This is a genomic window from Desulfosoma sp. (assembly GCA_037481875.1).
Lineage (GTDB): Bacteria > Desulfobacterota > Syntrophobacteria > Syntrophobacterales > DSM-9756 > Desulfosoma.
The window spans coordinates 432,935-448,114 of record JBBFKY010000001.1; the positions used below are offsets into that span (position 1 = coordinate 432,935).

The window sequence follows — 15,180 nt, forward strand, 5'->3', positions numbered from 1 at the left end:
GCCATGAGGTTTTCTCAGCGGTTGCATGATCGCGGTAGGGTTTTGAGGGTCGTTCTGGGTTGGATGCTCCTGGGGATCCTGGTGTCCTGTGCGACAGGACCGGATTTTCAAAGATCCCGCCCGGTGCAGCTTTCCCCAATGGAAGTGATCTCCTGGAGGCCGTACGAGCCTTACGCATTTCGGCGACTCTGTGTCGTTCCGTTTGAAGAGCCTCAGGGGATGGAAGGCCTAGGAAGAAGCCTTGCCGATACGTACCGACAGGTTCTGACGCAGGAACAGGTGTTTTCAGCTCCTTCAATGTCAGCATCCAAACAGCACGGCTCGATGGAGCACTTTGACACCAACGGGGTTCCCGACCCGTGCGACCTTGTGCTCACGGGAACCGTTGACCACATTCACGTGGGGTCCGGGGCTCTTCCCACAGTTCTTGGAGTGACCGTTCGCATTGTGGATGCTCGCCACAAGACGTGCCTCTGGGAGGTGATTCAAGAAGCTCGATCATTTCCATCTCCGGATGTGGATCTTTTCTGGCACGTGATCTCGGGCCCAGGATCCGCAGACCATCGAAAAACAGCTCGGTACTTGGCATGGCAGCTTGCGTTCTTTCTCAAGGGCGACAAGGAGACCGGCACAGCGGGGCAGGAAGCCCCAGGTGTGGAAGGAGGGTAAGGATATGGAAGTCAAAGTCAATAATGTAACAGCGGTGGCGACGGACCTGTGGGTTCGAGAGGACCCTCAGTGGAAGCCTCAAACGGTGATTACCCCTGTAGAATCTTCCCAGGACACGTCCAGGCTCAATGCAGAAAGAGCCGAGGGGGAACAACGGGATTTCGGCACGGATCTTGTTAGCAAGAAGGACGTTCAGGATGTGCTGGAGGATGTGCAGCAGTATTTGCTTCAGCAGGGCATTCGGTTAAGCTTCGAGGTCCATGACAAGACCGGGGACTTGGTGGTCCGAGTTTTGGACAAGGATACGGGGGAAGTTATCCGCCAGATTCCTCCGGAAGAAATGTTAAAACTCAGGGAAAAGTTGGAAGAGTTGACAGGGGTGTTGCTCAACGGCAAGGTGTGAGCCACAGGGAGTTGAGGGGCGGTAAGGTTTGAGGCCACATTGAGGATAGAACGTGGAAAAATTGCCGGTGAAAATTTTGATTGTCGATGACGATGAAGTGTATCGCGACGTGCTTAAAGACGCCATCGCGGATGAGGACACGGAATTGTCCTTGGCGGCGAGCGGCGAAGAAGCCGTGGAGCTTCTGGAGCGAGCTCCTTTTGACATATTGATCACGGACCTGAACATGCCCGGCATCGACGGCCTGACGCTCCTCAAAAGGGCCCGCCAGTTGTATCCCGACATTCTCGCCTTGATTATCACGGGGTACGGCAGTCTCGAATCTGCCGTGGAGGCTATACGCAGCGGAGCCTACGACTACATTCAGAAACCTTTTCGTATCGATGAAGTCGCGGTTTCCACACGCAATGCCATCGACAGGGTACGAATGCTTCGGGAACGTCAGAGGCTTTTGCAGGAATTGGAAAAAGCCTACCTTCGTTTGCAACAACTTGAGGGGGAGGCTCGAAAGCACGGGCGGCATGAGGAAGGCTCGAACGAGGCGTCCGGAAGCTTTTCGGCTGGAGACTTTCGGGAGCGATCTTCCATGCTGCTGGTTCCCGGACAAACCCTGCCCCTGGATATGCTCGAAGGACCTAAAGATCCCATGGCTAAGGTTCTAACCGATCTGGAACGCCTCAAGGACCTGCGACGTGAACGTATTGTGGACGACGCCGAGTTTGAGCGGCTTAAAAGGCAGATTCTCCGCCGTGTGGATGGAATCCGATGAATATCTTTATCGTGGAAGATGATCAGCTTCTCGGGGAGATCCTGCGGGATTACTTACTTCAACTGGGCCACGAAGAGGTGCTGGTGTTTGCTCGAGCGACGGAAGCTCTGCAGGCTTTCGATCACCACAGATTCGATTGCGCCTTTATCGACCTCAAGCTTCCGGACATGGACGGTGTCCAGCTTCTGGGGCGCCTTAAGGATAAAGACCGCACCCTGCCCGTGATTATGATGAGCGGCTATCCTACCATGGATGCCACCATTCGTGCCATGAGGCTTGGGGCTTCGGACTTTCTCACCAAGCCGTTCACGCTTCAGGACTTGGCTCTGGCCATGGAACGCGTGATGAAAGAAAGAGCGCTGCTGCTGGAAAACCTGAGTCTTAAACTGGAATGCCAGGCCCAGGAGCAGCTCAAAGTGGTCAACAAAGAACTGCAAAAGAAGATACGATTCAACGATAAACTGTTTCATATTTCTCAAGTTATTGATGAAACTCGTTCCAGTGATGACCTTTATGCCGCCATCGCCGATCTTGCAGCTTCGGTGACTCCCGGAAAAAAGGTTGGCTTTTTTATCTATCTTCCGGATCTTCACCGTGTGGCTCTGATTTCCCAAAAAGGTTTTTCCAACGGGCATCTGCCCAGAATGCTTCCTGTCTCCGACCGGAGCCTGAAAACCCTTTTGGCGCAAGGAAAATGCCCTGTTCGAGTTCCCTTGAAGGTGATCGTCAATCCTGGACAGGCAATCTTGAAGGACAACGGTTCCAGACAGATAGGGGAAGGCGTCAGCCTGGTTTCGGGAAATGTGAGCGACCTTCCATCGTCGCTTTCCATGGGCGGCGTCTTACACGACCCTTGCAGTTTATGGCCTCTGTGGATTCGAGGAGAACTTTTCGGATTTCTGGCCCTTTTACATGACGAGAAGGAAAGGCCAACGGGCGGCGACGAGGAAGCATTGTTGGATTTTCTGGTCAAAAAAGCGGCTCTCGCCGTGGAAAACATGGCTCTTTACGAGAGCCTGATCAATAACTTCTATGGTATTTTACGTTCCTTGGTGAACGCCTTGGAAGCCAAAGACCCTTACACAGGCAAGCATTCGGAGCGGGTCACACTTATTGCGGTGGAACTGGCCAAAGAAATGTCCGTCGGGGACACCTACATCGAAATTCTGAACACCGTCGGATACCTGCACGACATCGGCAAGATCGGTATGCCTGATGAGATTCTCAACAAACCCGGGGCGTTGACTGGAGAAGAATACGAGGTTGTCAAAAAGCATCCGGTCATTGGAGAATCCATCATCAAAGATCTGGGGCTTGGGGCTGAGGAAAGAGCCATTATTCGTCACCATCATGAGCGATGGGACGGCTCGGGTTACCCGGATGGCTTGGCAGGGGAAGAAATTCCTTTGCTGGCTCGGATTGTAGCGGTGGCGGACGCTTTTGACGCCATGACCTCAAAGAGGGCTTACCGTGATTCCCTGCCTGTGGAAAAAGCGGTGGCTGAGTTGATCAATAACCGGAATAAACAGTTTGATCCCAACGTGGTGGATGCCTTCCTTTCGAGTTATTATAAAAAGCATTCGCGGAGACGCCATGAACAACAGAGAGTATTTGCGGGTACGCATTCCTGAGTTATCCGTTCTGTACAACGAACTCCCGGCCGGCTCAGGCCCGCCTTTCTTCCTGGGATTCGGGCCCCGTAAGGAACCATCTGTGGAGAGGGAAGGGCCCGTGGAAGATCCCGTCGTCTCCGCCATTTTGGAGGCTCTGGCCAACTTGGAATCCAAGGTGGATCGCATTCTTGGCTATCTGGAAAGGCAAGGGACACCTAAACCTGCCTATGCCCATCAAGGTCGCGTTGTGGATATCAGTGGAGGGGGGTTCTCCTTTGCCACGCTTAGCTTGCATTCGGTGGGAAGCTACTTGGAATTGTGCCTGATTCCTGAAGTAGGGGATCCTCGACCCATCTATGCCGTGGGAAAAATCTGCTGGTTAGAACCGGCGCCGGAAAAAGACAATAACATAGCCCATCATGTGGGGGTTAAGTTTGTGGAGATCGATGAAGCAGACCGGCAAGCTATCATTCGACTGGTGTTTCAAATGCAGAGAAAGGAAAAGGAACAACGGGCGACAGGCGCCGTGTCCACGCAGGGAATGTGGAAGGATTCAGGCCGAATAGATGAAGATCCGTGCCAAAAGAACAAAGAGATTAGAGGATAATGGCATGAGGTCGGTGGCGACGGCTGCGGGAATCGAGTGCCCTCTGGATGTGTTGGCAGAATTGGATCGCCCGGCGCACATGGGACGTCTGTTGCGAGGCTTGATTCATAATATCAACGGCCCCTTGCAAAACGTTTCCATGCTCTTGGAACTTATGGAGCGAAATCACGCCAAGATCGATGCACACTTATCATCCGAGGCGGACGCCCTCGTAACTGCACTGCGTCCTTTATGCGATGCGCAGAAAGGAAGAATGCAGAGGATCCTCGAACAGGTACGACTTTTTTCCGAAATGCTTAGGGATTTTATGGTTCTTCACGAAATCGAAGTGAACGAATCGGAGGTGGAGGTCAACCTGATTCTGGAAAAGCTTCAACTCGTTTATCGTGCCGATCTGTTCTGCAAGCATCATGTGACGGTGGAAAGGTATCCCGCCGCCAAGGTTCCCCTCCTAAAGGTTCGAGGCAGGCACTTGGTGCCGGCTCTGGAACATCTTATCGAAAACGCCCTGCTTTCCATGAGAAAGAGCTCCGAAAAAAAACTGATTCTTGCAACGGAAGTGACAGCACAGCACGTGGTGGTCTCGGTGCAAGACACAGGCTGCGGACTTCCCGAAGACCGATCCCCACAAGAGCTTTTTGAACCTTTTGTCACAGCATGGCCCGACGATATTCGTGGAGCGGACAAGATCCATCGGCACCTGGGTCTCGGGCTGACCTTGGCGGCGAGGCTGTTGCAACCCTATGATGCTACGGTATCTCTCGAACCCCTGATGGCAGGGGGGACGGTGGCCAAGGTGATCCTTCCTAAGTAGAAATTTTTTCCCGGGATATCGGAAAAATTTTCAGGTTGTGCGGTCTTGAATCCAGGCGAAAAGCGGGCCATTCGTGCTTTGAATTCCTTGGCAATAATTTTACGAAACCGTTCAAAGCGACTAGCACGTGAGGGCGAAGCACTGGATGTGCCCTCCGACCACCCAATATAAGCGAACGCATGTGTTCGCTTAAGAGCCCCAACCCTTATGAGGCAGTCCCCCCATGATCCAGGCACCCTGTCAATCGGGGCGTAGAGGCGGTCCCATGTCTCCGCCTCACACGGACTCGTTTTTGGCACATGGATTGCTCTTGTTACGGTTGAAAAATGTTGTACACCGATAGAGGGGTTATCCTATGAGAATCGAAACTCTTGACCCTTTGAGTGCTCTAGCTCAAGAAACGGAAAAGCCGCGATGCAAACAATCCGAGGCGTCCTCCTTTGAGCACGTGCTTTCTCAGGAAATAGCCGAAGTTGAAGCTAAAGACACTGTCCAGGAACCTCACCCGACACAAGGGCTTTTCCCCGCGGAGATGGAAATCGCGGCGGGAAGTTCCCAGACTTCCTCACTTCTGCTCGAAGCCGTAAGCGGAACCCTGGATCAACTGCTTGCTGTGTGCTCGAAAAGCTCTGAGGCCTCGGCGAATCTGCAAACCATCAACCAATTGCTTACGAATCTTGGTCAGACGGCGGATGAAATTTTACAGAGCACGTCATTCCTTCAGGATGATCACCCTGTACGCCGATTAGCTCAGGAAGCCTCCGTCCTGGCTTATGTGGAATCCATTAAATGGCGTCGAGGGGATTACATGTGATTGACGCAAAACATACACGACAACTTATGGGTCTTGGGGTCGCTTTGTTGGTATGGCACGCAGCGCCTCAGGTCCTTATGGCGCCTTGGGGTCCAGGAATCTCCTGTGCGGAAAAATGGGAAACGGACGATGTGATCCTTTACCGTGCGGGCCCTCGAGAAGTGCCTGGGGCTCAGGAACAACGTCTTGAGGAGCAACGCAAGGAAGCTGCCTCTTGGGAAATGCTTCGGCGGCTGACCATAGAAATAGAACCCCCACAAAAGAACACTCCCGAACCCCATTCTTCTTTCCCTTTCCAAAGAAAACCTAAGCCTTAGCCTTCATCCGGCAACGGCATCCATTCGGTCGACTTGGGAAAACCTGCACCATCGAGCCACGGTAAATTTCATCGTTTTTTTTTCACATTTTTTTCTAAAGTCGGCTCGATGAAATTCCGATCAAACAAATGACAAAGCGGATAGGGTCGTTACGGTTCTTGAAGGCACAGCTTCATGATGGATCCTGTGGCAACCGGCGTGGAGAGGAAAGAAGCCGATGCAGCGTCTTTCAGATGGCCTTTTTCAGAAATTCAGTGCCTTGGTGTATCAGGAAGCGGGCATCAATCTGCACGACGGCAAAAAATCCCTTTTGGAAGCTCGACTGGCCAAAAGACTACGCGCCACCGGCATCGACAGTCCTCGGGCCTACCTGGACTTCATCCTCTCGGAAGAAGGCCGTGAGGAATACGTGAGGTTCTTTGACGCCGTTTCAACCAATCTCACTTTCTTTTTTCGAGAACCCAAGCATTTTGAGTTTCTGGAAAACGTTGCGCTTCCTGAGATTGTGGAACGAAACCGAAAGAGCGGTACAGCCAGAATTCGCATGTGGAGTGCAGGCTGTTCGACGGGCGAAGAGCCCTACAGTATGGCCATGACCGTGTTGACATCCTTGGATCAACCCTTTCGATGGGATTTTCGAGTTCTGGCCACGGATATTTCCACGCGGGTGCTTCAGACGGCTATGCTCGGCGTTTACGAACAATCCAAGTTGGCCAATGTCCCGGTAGCTTTGCGTCAGCGTTTTTTTGAACCCCTACGGGACGGTGGCTCGACCAAAACCTACCGGGTTCGAGATGAACTGAAAAAAATCATTGCCTTTCGAAGACTCAATCTCATGGATTCTTTTCCTTTTAAAGGAAAGTTTGATGTGATCTTTTGCCGCAACGTGATGATTTATTTCGACAAGAAAACGCAGGAAAGCCTTATTCAAAAGATGGCCGCGTATTTACACCATGGAGGTTATTTCTTTGTCGGGCATTCAGAGAGTCTAACGGGATTACATCACCCACTCAAGTACGTCAAACCTGCGGTATACAAAAAGTTGTAAAAAAATGCCGTAGCGCAACGGCCGTAGCGAGCCTTGAGAGAGAGCCCATGAATCGTGTGATTGTCGGTGTGGCGGATATGGCTGTAAGCCGGGATCCAAACGATGTGATCATCACTTACTCCCTAGGATCTTGTATCGCCGTGGTGCTGTACGACCCCGTGGCCGGTGTGGGCGGCATGCTGCACTACATGCTTCCGGAATCCAGTATTGACCCCGTTAAGGCCCAGACGAAACCGGCCATGTTTGCGGACACGGGCGTTCCTTTGCTTTTCAAGGAAACCTATAAGTACGGCGCCACAAAAAAGAGTTTGATCGTCAAGGTGGTGGGGGGAGCTCAGATTTTGGATGAAGACGGAGTCTTCAACATTGGAAAACGCAATTACATGATGCTTCGTAAAATCTTTTGGAAGAACAATGTGTTGATTGCCGCCGAGCACGTAGGAGGCAATGTGAACCGCACCGTACGACTGGAAATGGCGACAGGTCGGGTGTTTCTCAAGGTTTCGGGGCGCGGGGAGTTTGAACTGAGTACATCGTGAAGGAAGGACGACGATGGCTTACAACGTCATGATTGTCGACGACTCCAAATCCATGCGGCATGTGATCAAGAAAGTTTTGAAAATCAGCGGCTTGGAGATCGGAGAGATTATTGAAGCCGGCAACGGCCAGGAAGCTCTGGAGCACCTGGAAGGGCATTGGGTGGATTTGATTTTGAGTGACATTCATATGCCGGTCATGGACGGCATTGAGTTTTTGCGACGGCTTGGAAGCCATAAAGATTTGCGGGATGTTCCCGTGGTCTTGGTGACCACGGAGCGCAACGAAAAACGGCTGGGCGAGGCCATGGCCTTGGGGGCCCGTGCTTGTCTCTCCAAGCCCTTTCAACCGGAAGAATTTCGATCTTTGGTCCTCAAGCTTCTAGGGGTGGAAAATGCATGGCAAATGGCAGGAAGTGATGAAGGCTGCGATTTCTGAGGTTTTGGAGACCATGTACTTCACAGATGTGGTCTTTCAGCCTGATACTGCGCAGGAAATTTTTACGGGGTGGGAAGCGACCATCGACGTTCGACCAGCCGAGCCCGGGCCTTCGAGGCGCGTGAGGCTCTGCTTTCTGGATGATTTTGCACGAGAACTGGCGGCCAACATGCTTGGCGAGGATTCCACCGGTTTGAACGAGGATGAGGTTCGAGACGCTTTGCAGGAATTGGCCAACATGGTGGCTGGAAGCTGCGTTTTGCTTCTCGGGCCCGAAAACTGGCGACTGGGTTTGCCGACGGCTCATCGTGCTGTCTGCCATCCGTCGCAACAAGATTGCGGCTTGGCCATGGTTTCTTCAGGAGTTTTTGTCGGCCGGGCTTCCTGTGTTCAACAGTGAGGGCTTGCTTATGGAACCCATTCGCGTACTCATCGTTGATGATTCAGCCATTGTTCGAAAAATCTTTACCCAGGAACTGAGCAAGTATGCGGACATCGAAGTGGTGGGTACGGCTCCCGACCCCTACGTCGCCCGCGATAAGATCGCTCGACTCAGTCCCGACGTCATCACTTTGGATGTGGAAATGCCCCGCATGGACGGCCTCACTTTCCTGAGAAAGCTCATGAAATATCATCCCACACCTACCATCATTGTCAGTTCTTTAACTCCCAAGAACAGCGAAATGGCTTTGGAAGCTTTGGAAATCGGTGCCGTAGAGGTGCTGGCGAAACCGGGTGGATCTTATTCCGTGGGGGATATGAGCATTCAACTTGTGGAAAAAATCCGTGCAGCAGCCAGAGCTCGAAGTTATGTGGCCAGACGCCGGGACGAACGCCGAGAAACTGAGGCGGGTTCCCCTCGGCCCGCTCCCATGGCCCTTGCTCAAACCACTCATAAGGTCATCGCCATGGGAGCTTCCACGGGGGGTACTGAAGCCCTGAAAGCCGTGCTCATGGAAATGCCTCCCAACAGTCCCGGCATCGTCATCGTGCAGCATATGCCTCCCAAGTTTACCACGGCTTTTGCCAAGCGTCTCGACGGCTGCTGTGCCATTCAGGTGAAAGAAGCTCAAAACGGAGATTCTGTTCGCCCCGGCTTAGCGCTGATTGCTCCTGGAAACGAGCACATGGTTTTGAAAAGGAGCGGTGCCCGCTACTACGTGGAAGTCAAGGACGGGCCATTGGTTTGTCATCAGAGGCCGTCTGTGGACGTCCTTTTCCATTCCGTGGCCCGTTATGCCGGTGCCAATGCCGTAGGCGTGATCATGACGGGCATGGGCCGAGACGGTGCCAAGGGACTTTTGGAAATGCGTCAAAACGGTGCGCGTACCATTGCTCAAGACGAATCCAGCTGCGTGGTTTTTGGAATGCCCAAGGAGGCTATTCGGCTTGGAGCCGCGGAAACCGTGGTGCCTTTGGAGGCTATTCCCGCGGCCATTTTCAAAGCCTTGGAAGATAAAAGGGTTTCGGTGGAGAGGGCGGTTTCCTAGAACCCGTTGGGGGCCGAAGACCTGTCGAGCACCCCGATGCTTTACGGTGTCGAAAGGATGAGCCGCGCCACTCAATGGCAGAAATATGTGAGAGAAAAATAAAGGAGTATCACCGTGGCCTACAAGGACATGAAAGTATTGGTTGTGGATGATTTCGCCACCATGCGTCGCATCGTCAAAAACATTTTGAGAGAACTGGATTTCAAGGACATCATCGAGGCGGAAAACGGAGCCGCCGCGGTGAAGATCCTCGAATCCCAGGACATCGACCTCATTGTTTCCGACTGGAACATGCCCAAAATGACCGGCTTGGAACTCCTGAAATGGGTTCGTGCCAATGAAAAGACCAAAGATCTCCCGTTTCTCATGGTGACAGCGGAAGCTCAAAAGGAAAACGTAGTGGAGGCCGTGAAGGCCAAGGTGAGCAACTATATCGTCAAGCCGTTTACGGCCGCCGTCTTGGCGGAAAAACTCGCCAAGATTCTCCCCCAAAACTGATTGAGGAAGGGACCATGACCACGGAACATGTGCCTTCGGACAGCCTGGAGACGTTGCTCCGGCGCCTCTCGGACGGTGTTGTGGCGGGGCCGGATGACTTGATGGGTATCGGGGAGTGCCTCAATGTGATCGAAAGCATTGAGAACCATGCGCACACGCCACAGAACTGGAGAAAAGAGCTGGAAACGGTGAAAGGGCTCTTTCGAAGAATCATTCTGGAGGAATCTTCAGACCCTAAGGCGGACTGGCATGAAATCTTGGCAGCGCTTAGAAACTTTACGGGCAACGGTCATGGTTCTTCAGACGACCTGGAACCGGCCTCAGAGGATGTGGAATCCACAAAGGTTTTGGCTGAGGAGTTCAGCTGTCAAGGGGTTGCCGAGAATCGGAGCCAGGAGTCTCATGAACAAGAACAGGTGCCTTTGGAGGACGCCGAACTCATCAAGGACTTCATTGAGGAAGCCAAGGAACATTTGGCGTCCATCGAGCTCAATATCATGTCTCTGGAAGCAGACCCCTCAGACAAGGAAGCTATCAACGCCGTTTTTCGTCCTTTTCACAGTATCAAAGGTGTTGCCGGTTTCCTCAATTTGCATTCCATTCATCGCCTGAGCCATGAGGTGGAAAATCTTCTGGATGAGGCTCGATCGGGCGCCATTGATGTGACCGACGCCGTCATCGATGTGGTGTTGCGCGCCGTGGACATTCTCAAGGTGTTGCTCAAGGAACTGGAAGCCGCTTTGGGTTTCACGCAAGCGTCCTTGTCTTCCGGGCTTGTGCAGAGTTTTCTGCAATCCTTGAAGAATTTTGACCCGAACCAGCCGGTCGTCAGGGACCGGTCCGCGCCTCCTCCTAAAGTCGGGGAAATTCTCGTCCAGAAAGGTCTGGTGGAACCTGAGCACGTGCAAAAGGCTGCAGAAGAGGCTCAGGAAAGAGGTAAGAAAATCGGCGAGCTGCTTGTGGAAGAGGGGATCGTGAGTCCTCAGGATGTGGGTGCGGCCCTCCGCGATCAGCGCCGTTTCAAAGAAAACACGGCTTCCGTTCGCGTGGATACCGCCAAGCTGGACAACCTGGTGGACATGGTGGGGGAATTGGTTATCGCTCAGTCCATGGTGCTTCAGAACCCCGAAGTCCAATCCATCAAGGACCAAAAGTTTCAAAAGGATTCCGTCCAACTTCGCCGTATCACAGCCGAATTACAGAGGATTTCCATGTCCTTGCGCATGGTGCCTATCAAGAGCACCTTTCAGAAGCTGATTCGACTGGTTCGGGATCTTTCCAAAAAGTCCGGCAAAGACGTGCGGCTGCAAATGCGCGGGGAAGACACAGAAATCGATCGAAATATGGTGGAAGAGATTTACGAACCTTTGGTGCACATGATCCGCAACGCCATCGACCACGGTCTGGAAACTCCAGAGGAAAGAAAGGCTCTGGGAAAGGATCCGTGCGGGACGATATACCTGAGCGCCGAACAAAAGGGAGGCAATATCCTCATCGAACTGCGTGACGACGGCCGAGGGCTGAACGCGGCCAAAATACGCGCCAAGGCTGTGGAACGCGGTCTCATCGGGCCGGATGATATGCTGGAAGAACGTGCCTTGTTTGAACTCATCTTTCATCCGGGATTTTCCACCAAAGACGAGGTCACCGATGTTTCCGGGCGAGGCGTGGGCATGGATGTGGTGAGGCGCAGTGTGGAAGAAATGCGCGGCAAGCTGGAAGTGAGCAGCGTTCCCGGGCAAGGCACACGGTTTGAGCTGAAACTGCCCCTCACCATGGCCATCATCGACGGTATGGTCATCAGCGTTGGACCGGAACGATACGTTGTTCCAACGGTGGCTTTGCGTGAGTCCTTGAGGCCTCCACGAGAGGCGTATCTGACGGTGCATGGGTCCGAAGAAATGATCAAGGTCCGTAACCAGCTTATGCCACTCATTCGCCTGCACGAAGTGTTGGGTGTGGAACCCAAGTTTCGCAACCCATGGGAGGCCTTGATTCTGGTGGTGAGTGAGGATCAGAGGTCCTATGGCCTGCTGGCGGATGAAATCATCGGGCGTCAGGAAGTGGTCATCAAGAGTCTTGGAGGGGGATTACGACACATCAAAGGGCTCTCAGGTGGGGCTATTCTCGGGGACGGCAAGGTGGCCCTGATCCTGGATGTGAAAGGCATTGTCAGCGGCTACGAAGAGGGTGGACATTATGGATATGGTGATCGGCAAAGAAGAGTGGCATGATCTTCTGCAGCTTGTGGAGGAAGTGGAAAGGATTCTCACGACAAAGGCGCAGCCGGAGCCGCCGTGGGATCGCTGTGCGGAGGCTCTTAAAACCCTCAGCAGCACGGCCGCCATGCTGGGCATGGAAGGGCTGGCCAAGGCCGGGGAGGCCCTGGAGACGCATTTGGAACAAAAGGTGCGGTCCAACGGGGGGGGCTTTGGGGAGGCGGCAGCTGTTTTTCAGTTTGCCGTCAATGCATTGGTGGAACATGTTCGTCAGGCATCGCAGGCTGAAGCCGGAGACATTGATCCGCGGGAAGTGATTTCCATAGTGAAAGATTCGGAAGAACCTTTCAAGGAACAACCTGATTCAGGGATCGAAACGGACATGGAAGTCGACGAAGAGGCGATTATTGACCAGCTTGTGGGCGCAGACTCGAATGAACAGCCGCAGATTTCCGACCCTACGGACCAAGGCACGGACGTCGTGGAGGATTTCTGTCGACGTGTCCAAGGTGCCGTCACCATGGGGCTCGATGGGGACGGAGTGCCGGTGGCCCGCATTGAATTGCCCTTGACACCGGAAACGCTCGGTCGTCTCAAAGATCTATTGAACCCCGCGGGCAAACTTGAAGATTTACGTCTCAAGGTCCCTGAGCATGGTCACGCGACGGCTAAGGTCCTGGAAGCCATCAAAGACTTCATGCAGGCCTTGTCTGATGGAGATCTTCAACGGGCGGAAGAGATCTTGGCGAATCTTGCGGAAAACCGTCATCCTGGCCTGTATAAGGAAATCGGGGGTATCGCCCGTGCCTTGCATAATTCGCTTCGAGATTTCGTGCGTACCATGGATCCATCGCTTCGAGAAATGGTGGAAGAAAAGATTCCCGACTCGGGCAATCGCCTTGAGCACATTATCAAGCTGACGGAATCGGCAGCCAACACCACCTTGGATCACGTGGAAGCTTTGCAGAAAAGAAATGAAAAAGATCAAGGGCGCTTGGAAGCCATCAGCGAAGTTCTCACCGGGCTGCACCCCTTAGGCGAAAACGCCCAAAAGAAGTTGGAGGAAGCGACGGGCTTGGTCCGAGAACTCATGGTGTCGACGCAAAAAAGCCATGAAGATTTCATCCGTATTTTGACGGCACAGGATTATCAGGATCTGACGGGTCAAATTATCATGAAGATTATGGCCCTTTTGGAGGACTTGGAAGCTAAACTGGTTCAGCTTATCGCCAAGTTCGGAGTGAAGGTGGAAAAGAGCAAGAAAGCAAAAGAAGAGCTCTATGGACCAGCTCATGAAGCCTTGGAAGATGCGCTTCATTCCCAAAGTGATGTGGATGCCCTCTTGGCCGAATTCGGATTCTAATTTTCACGGGGGCGGCAGAGTGGGCCGCCCCTAGAATCACTGCCCCCATAATCACTGTTCGTTACGAATTGTCGGTGTTTTCTTCCGCAAGGGCGACACGGTTACGCCCTTGTTTTTTCGCTTCGTAAAGAGCCGCATCGGCCCGCTCAAAAAGACTTTGGGGCGAATCTTCATTGGACTGGATTTGGGCCACCCCTACGCTGATGGTCAGGGGAATCCGTTCCCCCTGGTATAGAAACCGCGTTTTGTCGACGCAAAGCCTCAGTTTTTCCCCGACACTTTTGGCCCCGTCTTTGTCGATTCCGGGAAGAATGACCACGAACTCTTCGCCCCCGTACCGGGCCAAGAAATCCGACTTTCTTAAAGCAGCCCCCATCCTGCGTGTCACTTCCTTAAGACACTGATCCCCCGTGGTGTGCCCATAAACATCGTTGACGTGCTTGAAACGATCAAGATCAATGACCAAGAGGGAAAAGACCTGGCCATAGCGTTGAAAGCGATGGAATTCTTCCTCTAGACGAGAGTCAAAAGCCCTACGGTTATGAATGCCTGTAAGGGGATCACGAAGAACCTGCTGTTCCAGAAGACGAGTCTTTTCCTGCATGGTGCAGACTTCGCGTTTCATCTTCTTGAGGGCTTGTTGTAAGGCCTCCGTGTTTTGACCGGCCTCTCGGTGTCTCGCTTCGTCCTTTTCACGCTTTTCCTTAAGGAATTTTTTGATGGCAGCCAGTTTGGCTTCAACGACGCTCTTTAGTTCTTCCAAGGTTCGAGTGAGGGTGACCGAATCGCGCATTTCCCTCATGTGGCCGTCCAGGGTTTCCGAGAAAGCCTCCTGGGCTTCTCTGGCTTCTCGGCTATGTCGCACCGTTGTGTGAAGCATAGTTTCCATCTCCACCAGGTCTTGCCCGATTTCGGTAAAAAATTTGGCGACCCGCGACCTTTCTTCCAAAAAAGATTCATGAAAGTCTCGAGCCAGATCCGCCAAGCGGCGTGCTCCTCCCAGCAGATCCGTAAAAGATTGACACCCGTCCAACAGGCTGGAAACATTTTCCCACTTTTCACGATAACCGTCGCCAAGGTCGCTGCGCAGGGCGTCTAAAACGAGACGGTGGGCCGAAAGAAAATCGAGCAAAGGAGGCGTGGACATTGGAGTCTCTGATACTGGCTGGAAAGATCCTCCAGCATCCCCCCTTTCCGCTTCGCAGGCTTCTCGAAGGGACCAGGTCTTGATTTGCTGAATGTCTCGGTCCAGGGCATTCCAGTCCGGATCTGAAACCAGACGTTCTTTCAGTCCATCCAGAGCCTCAGAGGTATGTGGATCCACCATGGGCTTGAGCATGGACATGAGGTGAAGTAGACAACGTTTGAAAATCTCCGTCATTTTTTGGTTTTGCTGCTGAAGATCCACGATGTCTTTCATCAGGTCGTTTTTCTGGTTTCGAATACGCTGCACCTGTTCCCGTAGAGCTTCGATCCTTTGGATAGCCGAACCGTTGCCTTCTGAACCAGCACACCCACGCATGCTCGACTCCTCAACTCTGTAAATAGCCTAGGCCGTCCCCTTGGTGAGGGCATTGCCGC

The 15,180-nt window shown here is 52.9% G+C and carries 17 protein-coding genes; 16 read left to right on the plus strand and 1 reads right to left on the minus strand.

All coding sequences use genetic code 11. The annotated features are described in order from the left end of the window. Positions 1–3 precede the first annotated feature (3 nt). From WHS46_01890 to WHS46_01965, 16 genes are all read left to right on the plus strand, one after another. Complete coding sequence (locus WHS46_01890) at positions 4–669, plus strand: hypothetical protein (protein ID MEJ5347428.1); 666 nt, start codon at positions 4–6, stop codon at positions 667–669. A 4-nt stretch (positions 670–673) separates the two neighbouring features. Continuing rightward, entirely contained in the window at positions 674–1,072 is a 399-nt protein-coding gene (locus tag WHS46_01895) for a flagellar protein FlaG (GenBank protein MEJ5347429.1), read from the plus strand. A gap of 52 nt (positions 1,073–1,124) precedes the next feature. After that, on the plus strand, positions 1,125–1,841 hold the full coding sequence (locus WHS46_01900) for a response regulator (protein MEJ5347430.1): 717 nt from the start codon (positions 1,125–1,127) through the stop codon (positions 1,839–1,841). After that, positions 1,838–3,472, plus strand: a complete 1,635-nt coding sequence (locus tag WHS46_01905; GenBank protein MEJ5347431.1) for an HD domain-containing phosphohydrolase — start codon at positions 1,838–1,840, stop codon at positions 3,470–3,472. Before WHS46_01900 ends, WHS46_01905 begins: the two co-directional genes overlap by 4 nt. After that, positions 3,435–4,061 carry a PilZ domain-containing protein gene (locus WHS46_01910; GenBank protein MEJ5347432.1) on the plus strand — a complete coding sequence of 209 codons (627 nt, stop codon included), beginning with the start codon at positions 3,435–3,437 and terminating at the stop codon, positions 4,059–4,061. Before WHS46_01905 ends, WHS46_01910 begins: the two co-directional genes overlap by 38 nt. Positions 4,062–4,065: 4 nt before the next feature. Then, the gene (locus WHS46_01915; protein ID MEJ5347433.1) at positions 4,066–4,875 is read left to right on the plus strand and encodes a HAMP domain-containing sensor histidine kinase; all 810 of its coding nucleotides are present in this window, start codon (positions 4,066–4,068) and stop codon (positions 4,873–4,875) included. 355 nt (positions 4,876–5,230) lie between these two features. After that, positions 5,231–5,689: a hypothetical protein gene (locus WHS46_01920; GenBank protein ID MEJ5347434.1), complete on the plus strand. Its 459-nt coding sequence runs from the start codon at positions 5,231–5,233 to the stop codon at positions 5,687–5,689. Further along, complete coding sequence (locus WHS46_01925) at positions 5,686–6,006, plus strand: hypothetical protein (GenBank protein MEJ5347435.1); 321 nt, start codon at positions 5,686–5,688, stop codon at positions 6,004–6,006. Before WHS46_01920 ends, WHS46_01925 begins: the two co-directional genes overlap by 4 nt. A 217-nt stretch (positions 6,007–6,223) precedes the next feature. Continuing rightward, a complete protein-coding gene (locus WHS46_01930; protein ID MEJ5347436.1) occupies positions 6,224–7,054 on the plus strand; it encodes a protein-glutamate O-methyltransferase in 831 nt (276 codons plus the stop codon). A 47-nt stretch (positions 7,055–7,101) separates the two neighbouring features. After that, on the plus strand, positions 7,102–7,593 hold the full coding sequence (locus tag WHS46_01935; GenBank protein MEJ5347437.1) for a chemotaxis protein CheD: 492 nt from the start codon (positions 7,102–7,104) through the stop codon (positions 7,591–7,593). 13 nt (positions 7,594–7,606) lie between these two features. Beyond that, entirely contained in the window at positions 7,607–8,029 is a 423-nt protein-coding gene (locus tag WHS46_01940) for a response regulator (GenBank protein MEJ5347438.1), read from the plus strand. Continuing rightward, on the plus strand, positions 7,986–8,429 hold the full coding sequence (locus WHS46_01945) for a chemotaxis protein CheX (protein MEJ5347439.1): 444 nt from the start codon (positions 7,986–7,988) through the stop codon (positions 8,427–8,429). Before WHS46_01940 ends, WHS46_01945 begins: the two co-directional genes overlap by 44 nt. Positions 8,430–8,439: 10 nt before the next feature. Beyond that, positions 8,440–9,519 (plus strand): chemotaxis response regulator protein-glutamate methylesterase, encoded by a 1,080-nt coding sequence (locus tag WHS46_01950; GenBank protein MEJ5347440.1) that lies wholly within the window; start codon positions 8,440–8,442, stop codon positions 9,517–9,519. Positions 9,520–9,633: 114 nt separating this feature from the next. After that, positions 9,634–10,017 carry a response regulator gene (locus WHS46_01955; protein ID MEJ5347441.1) on the plus strand — a complete coding sequence of 128 codons (384 nt, stop codon included), beginning with the start codon at positions 9,634–9,636 and terminating at the stop codon, positions 10,015–10,017. Positions 10,018–10,031: 14 nt separating this feature from the next. Further along, the gene (locus tag WHS46_01960; protein MEJ5347442.1) at positions 10,032–12,251 is read left to right on the plus strand and encodes a chemotaxis protein CheA; all 2,220 of its coding nucleotides are present in this window, start codon (positions 10,032–10,034) and stop codon (positions 12,249–12,251) included. Further along, a complete protein-coding gene (locus WHS46_01965; protein MEJ5347443.1) occupies positions 12,217–13,599 on the plus strand; it encodes a protein phosphatase CheZ in 1,383 nt (460 codons plus the stop codon). The genes WHS46_01960 and WHS46_01965 overlap by 35 nt, the downstream gene beginning before the upstream one ends. Before the next feature lie 61 nt (positions 13,600–13,660). Here the strand turns inward: WHS46_01965 and WHS46_01970 are convergent, their stop codons facing one another. Beyond that, on the minus strand, positions 13,661–15,121 hold the full coding sequence (locus WHS46_01970; protein MEJ5347444.1) for a diguanylate cyclase: 1,461 nt from the start codon (positions 15,119–15,121) through the stop codon (positions 13,661–13,663). Positions 15,122–15,180: the final 59 nt, after the last annotated feature.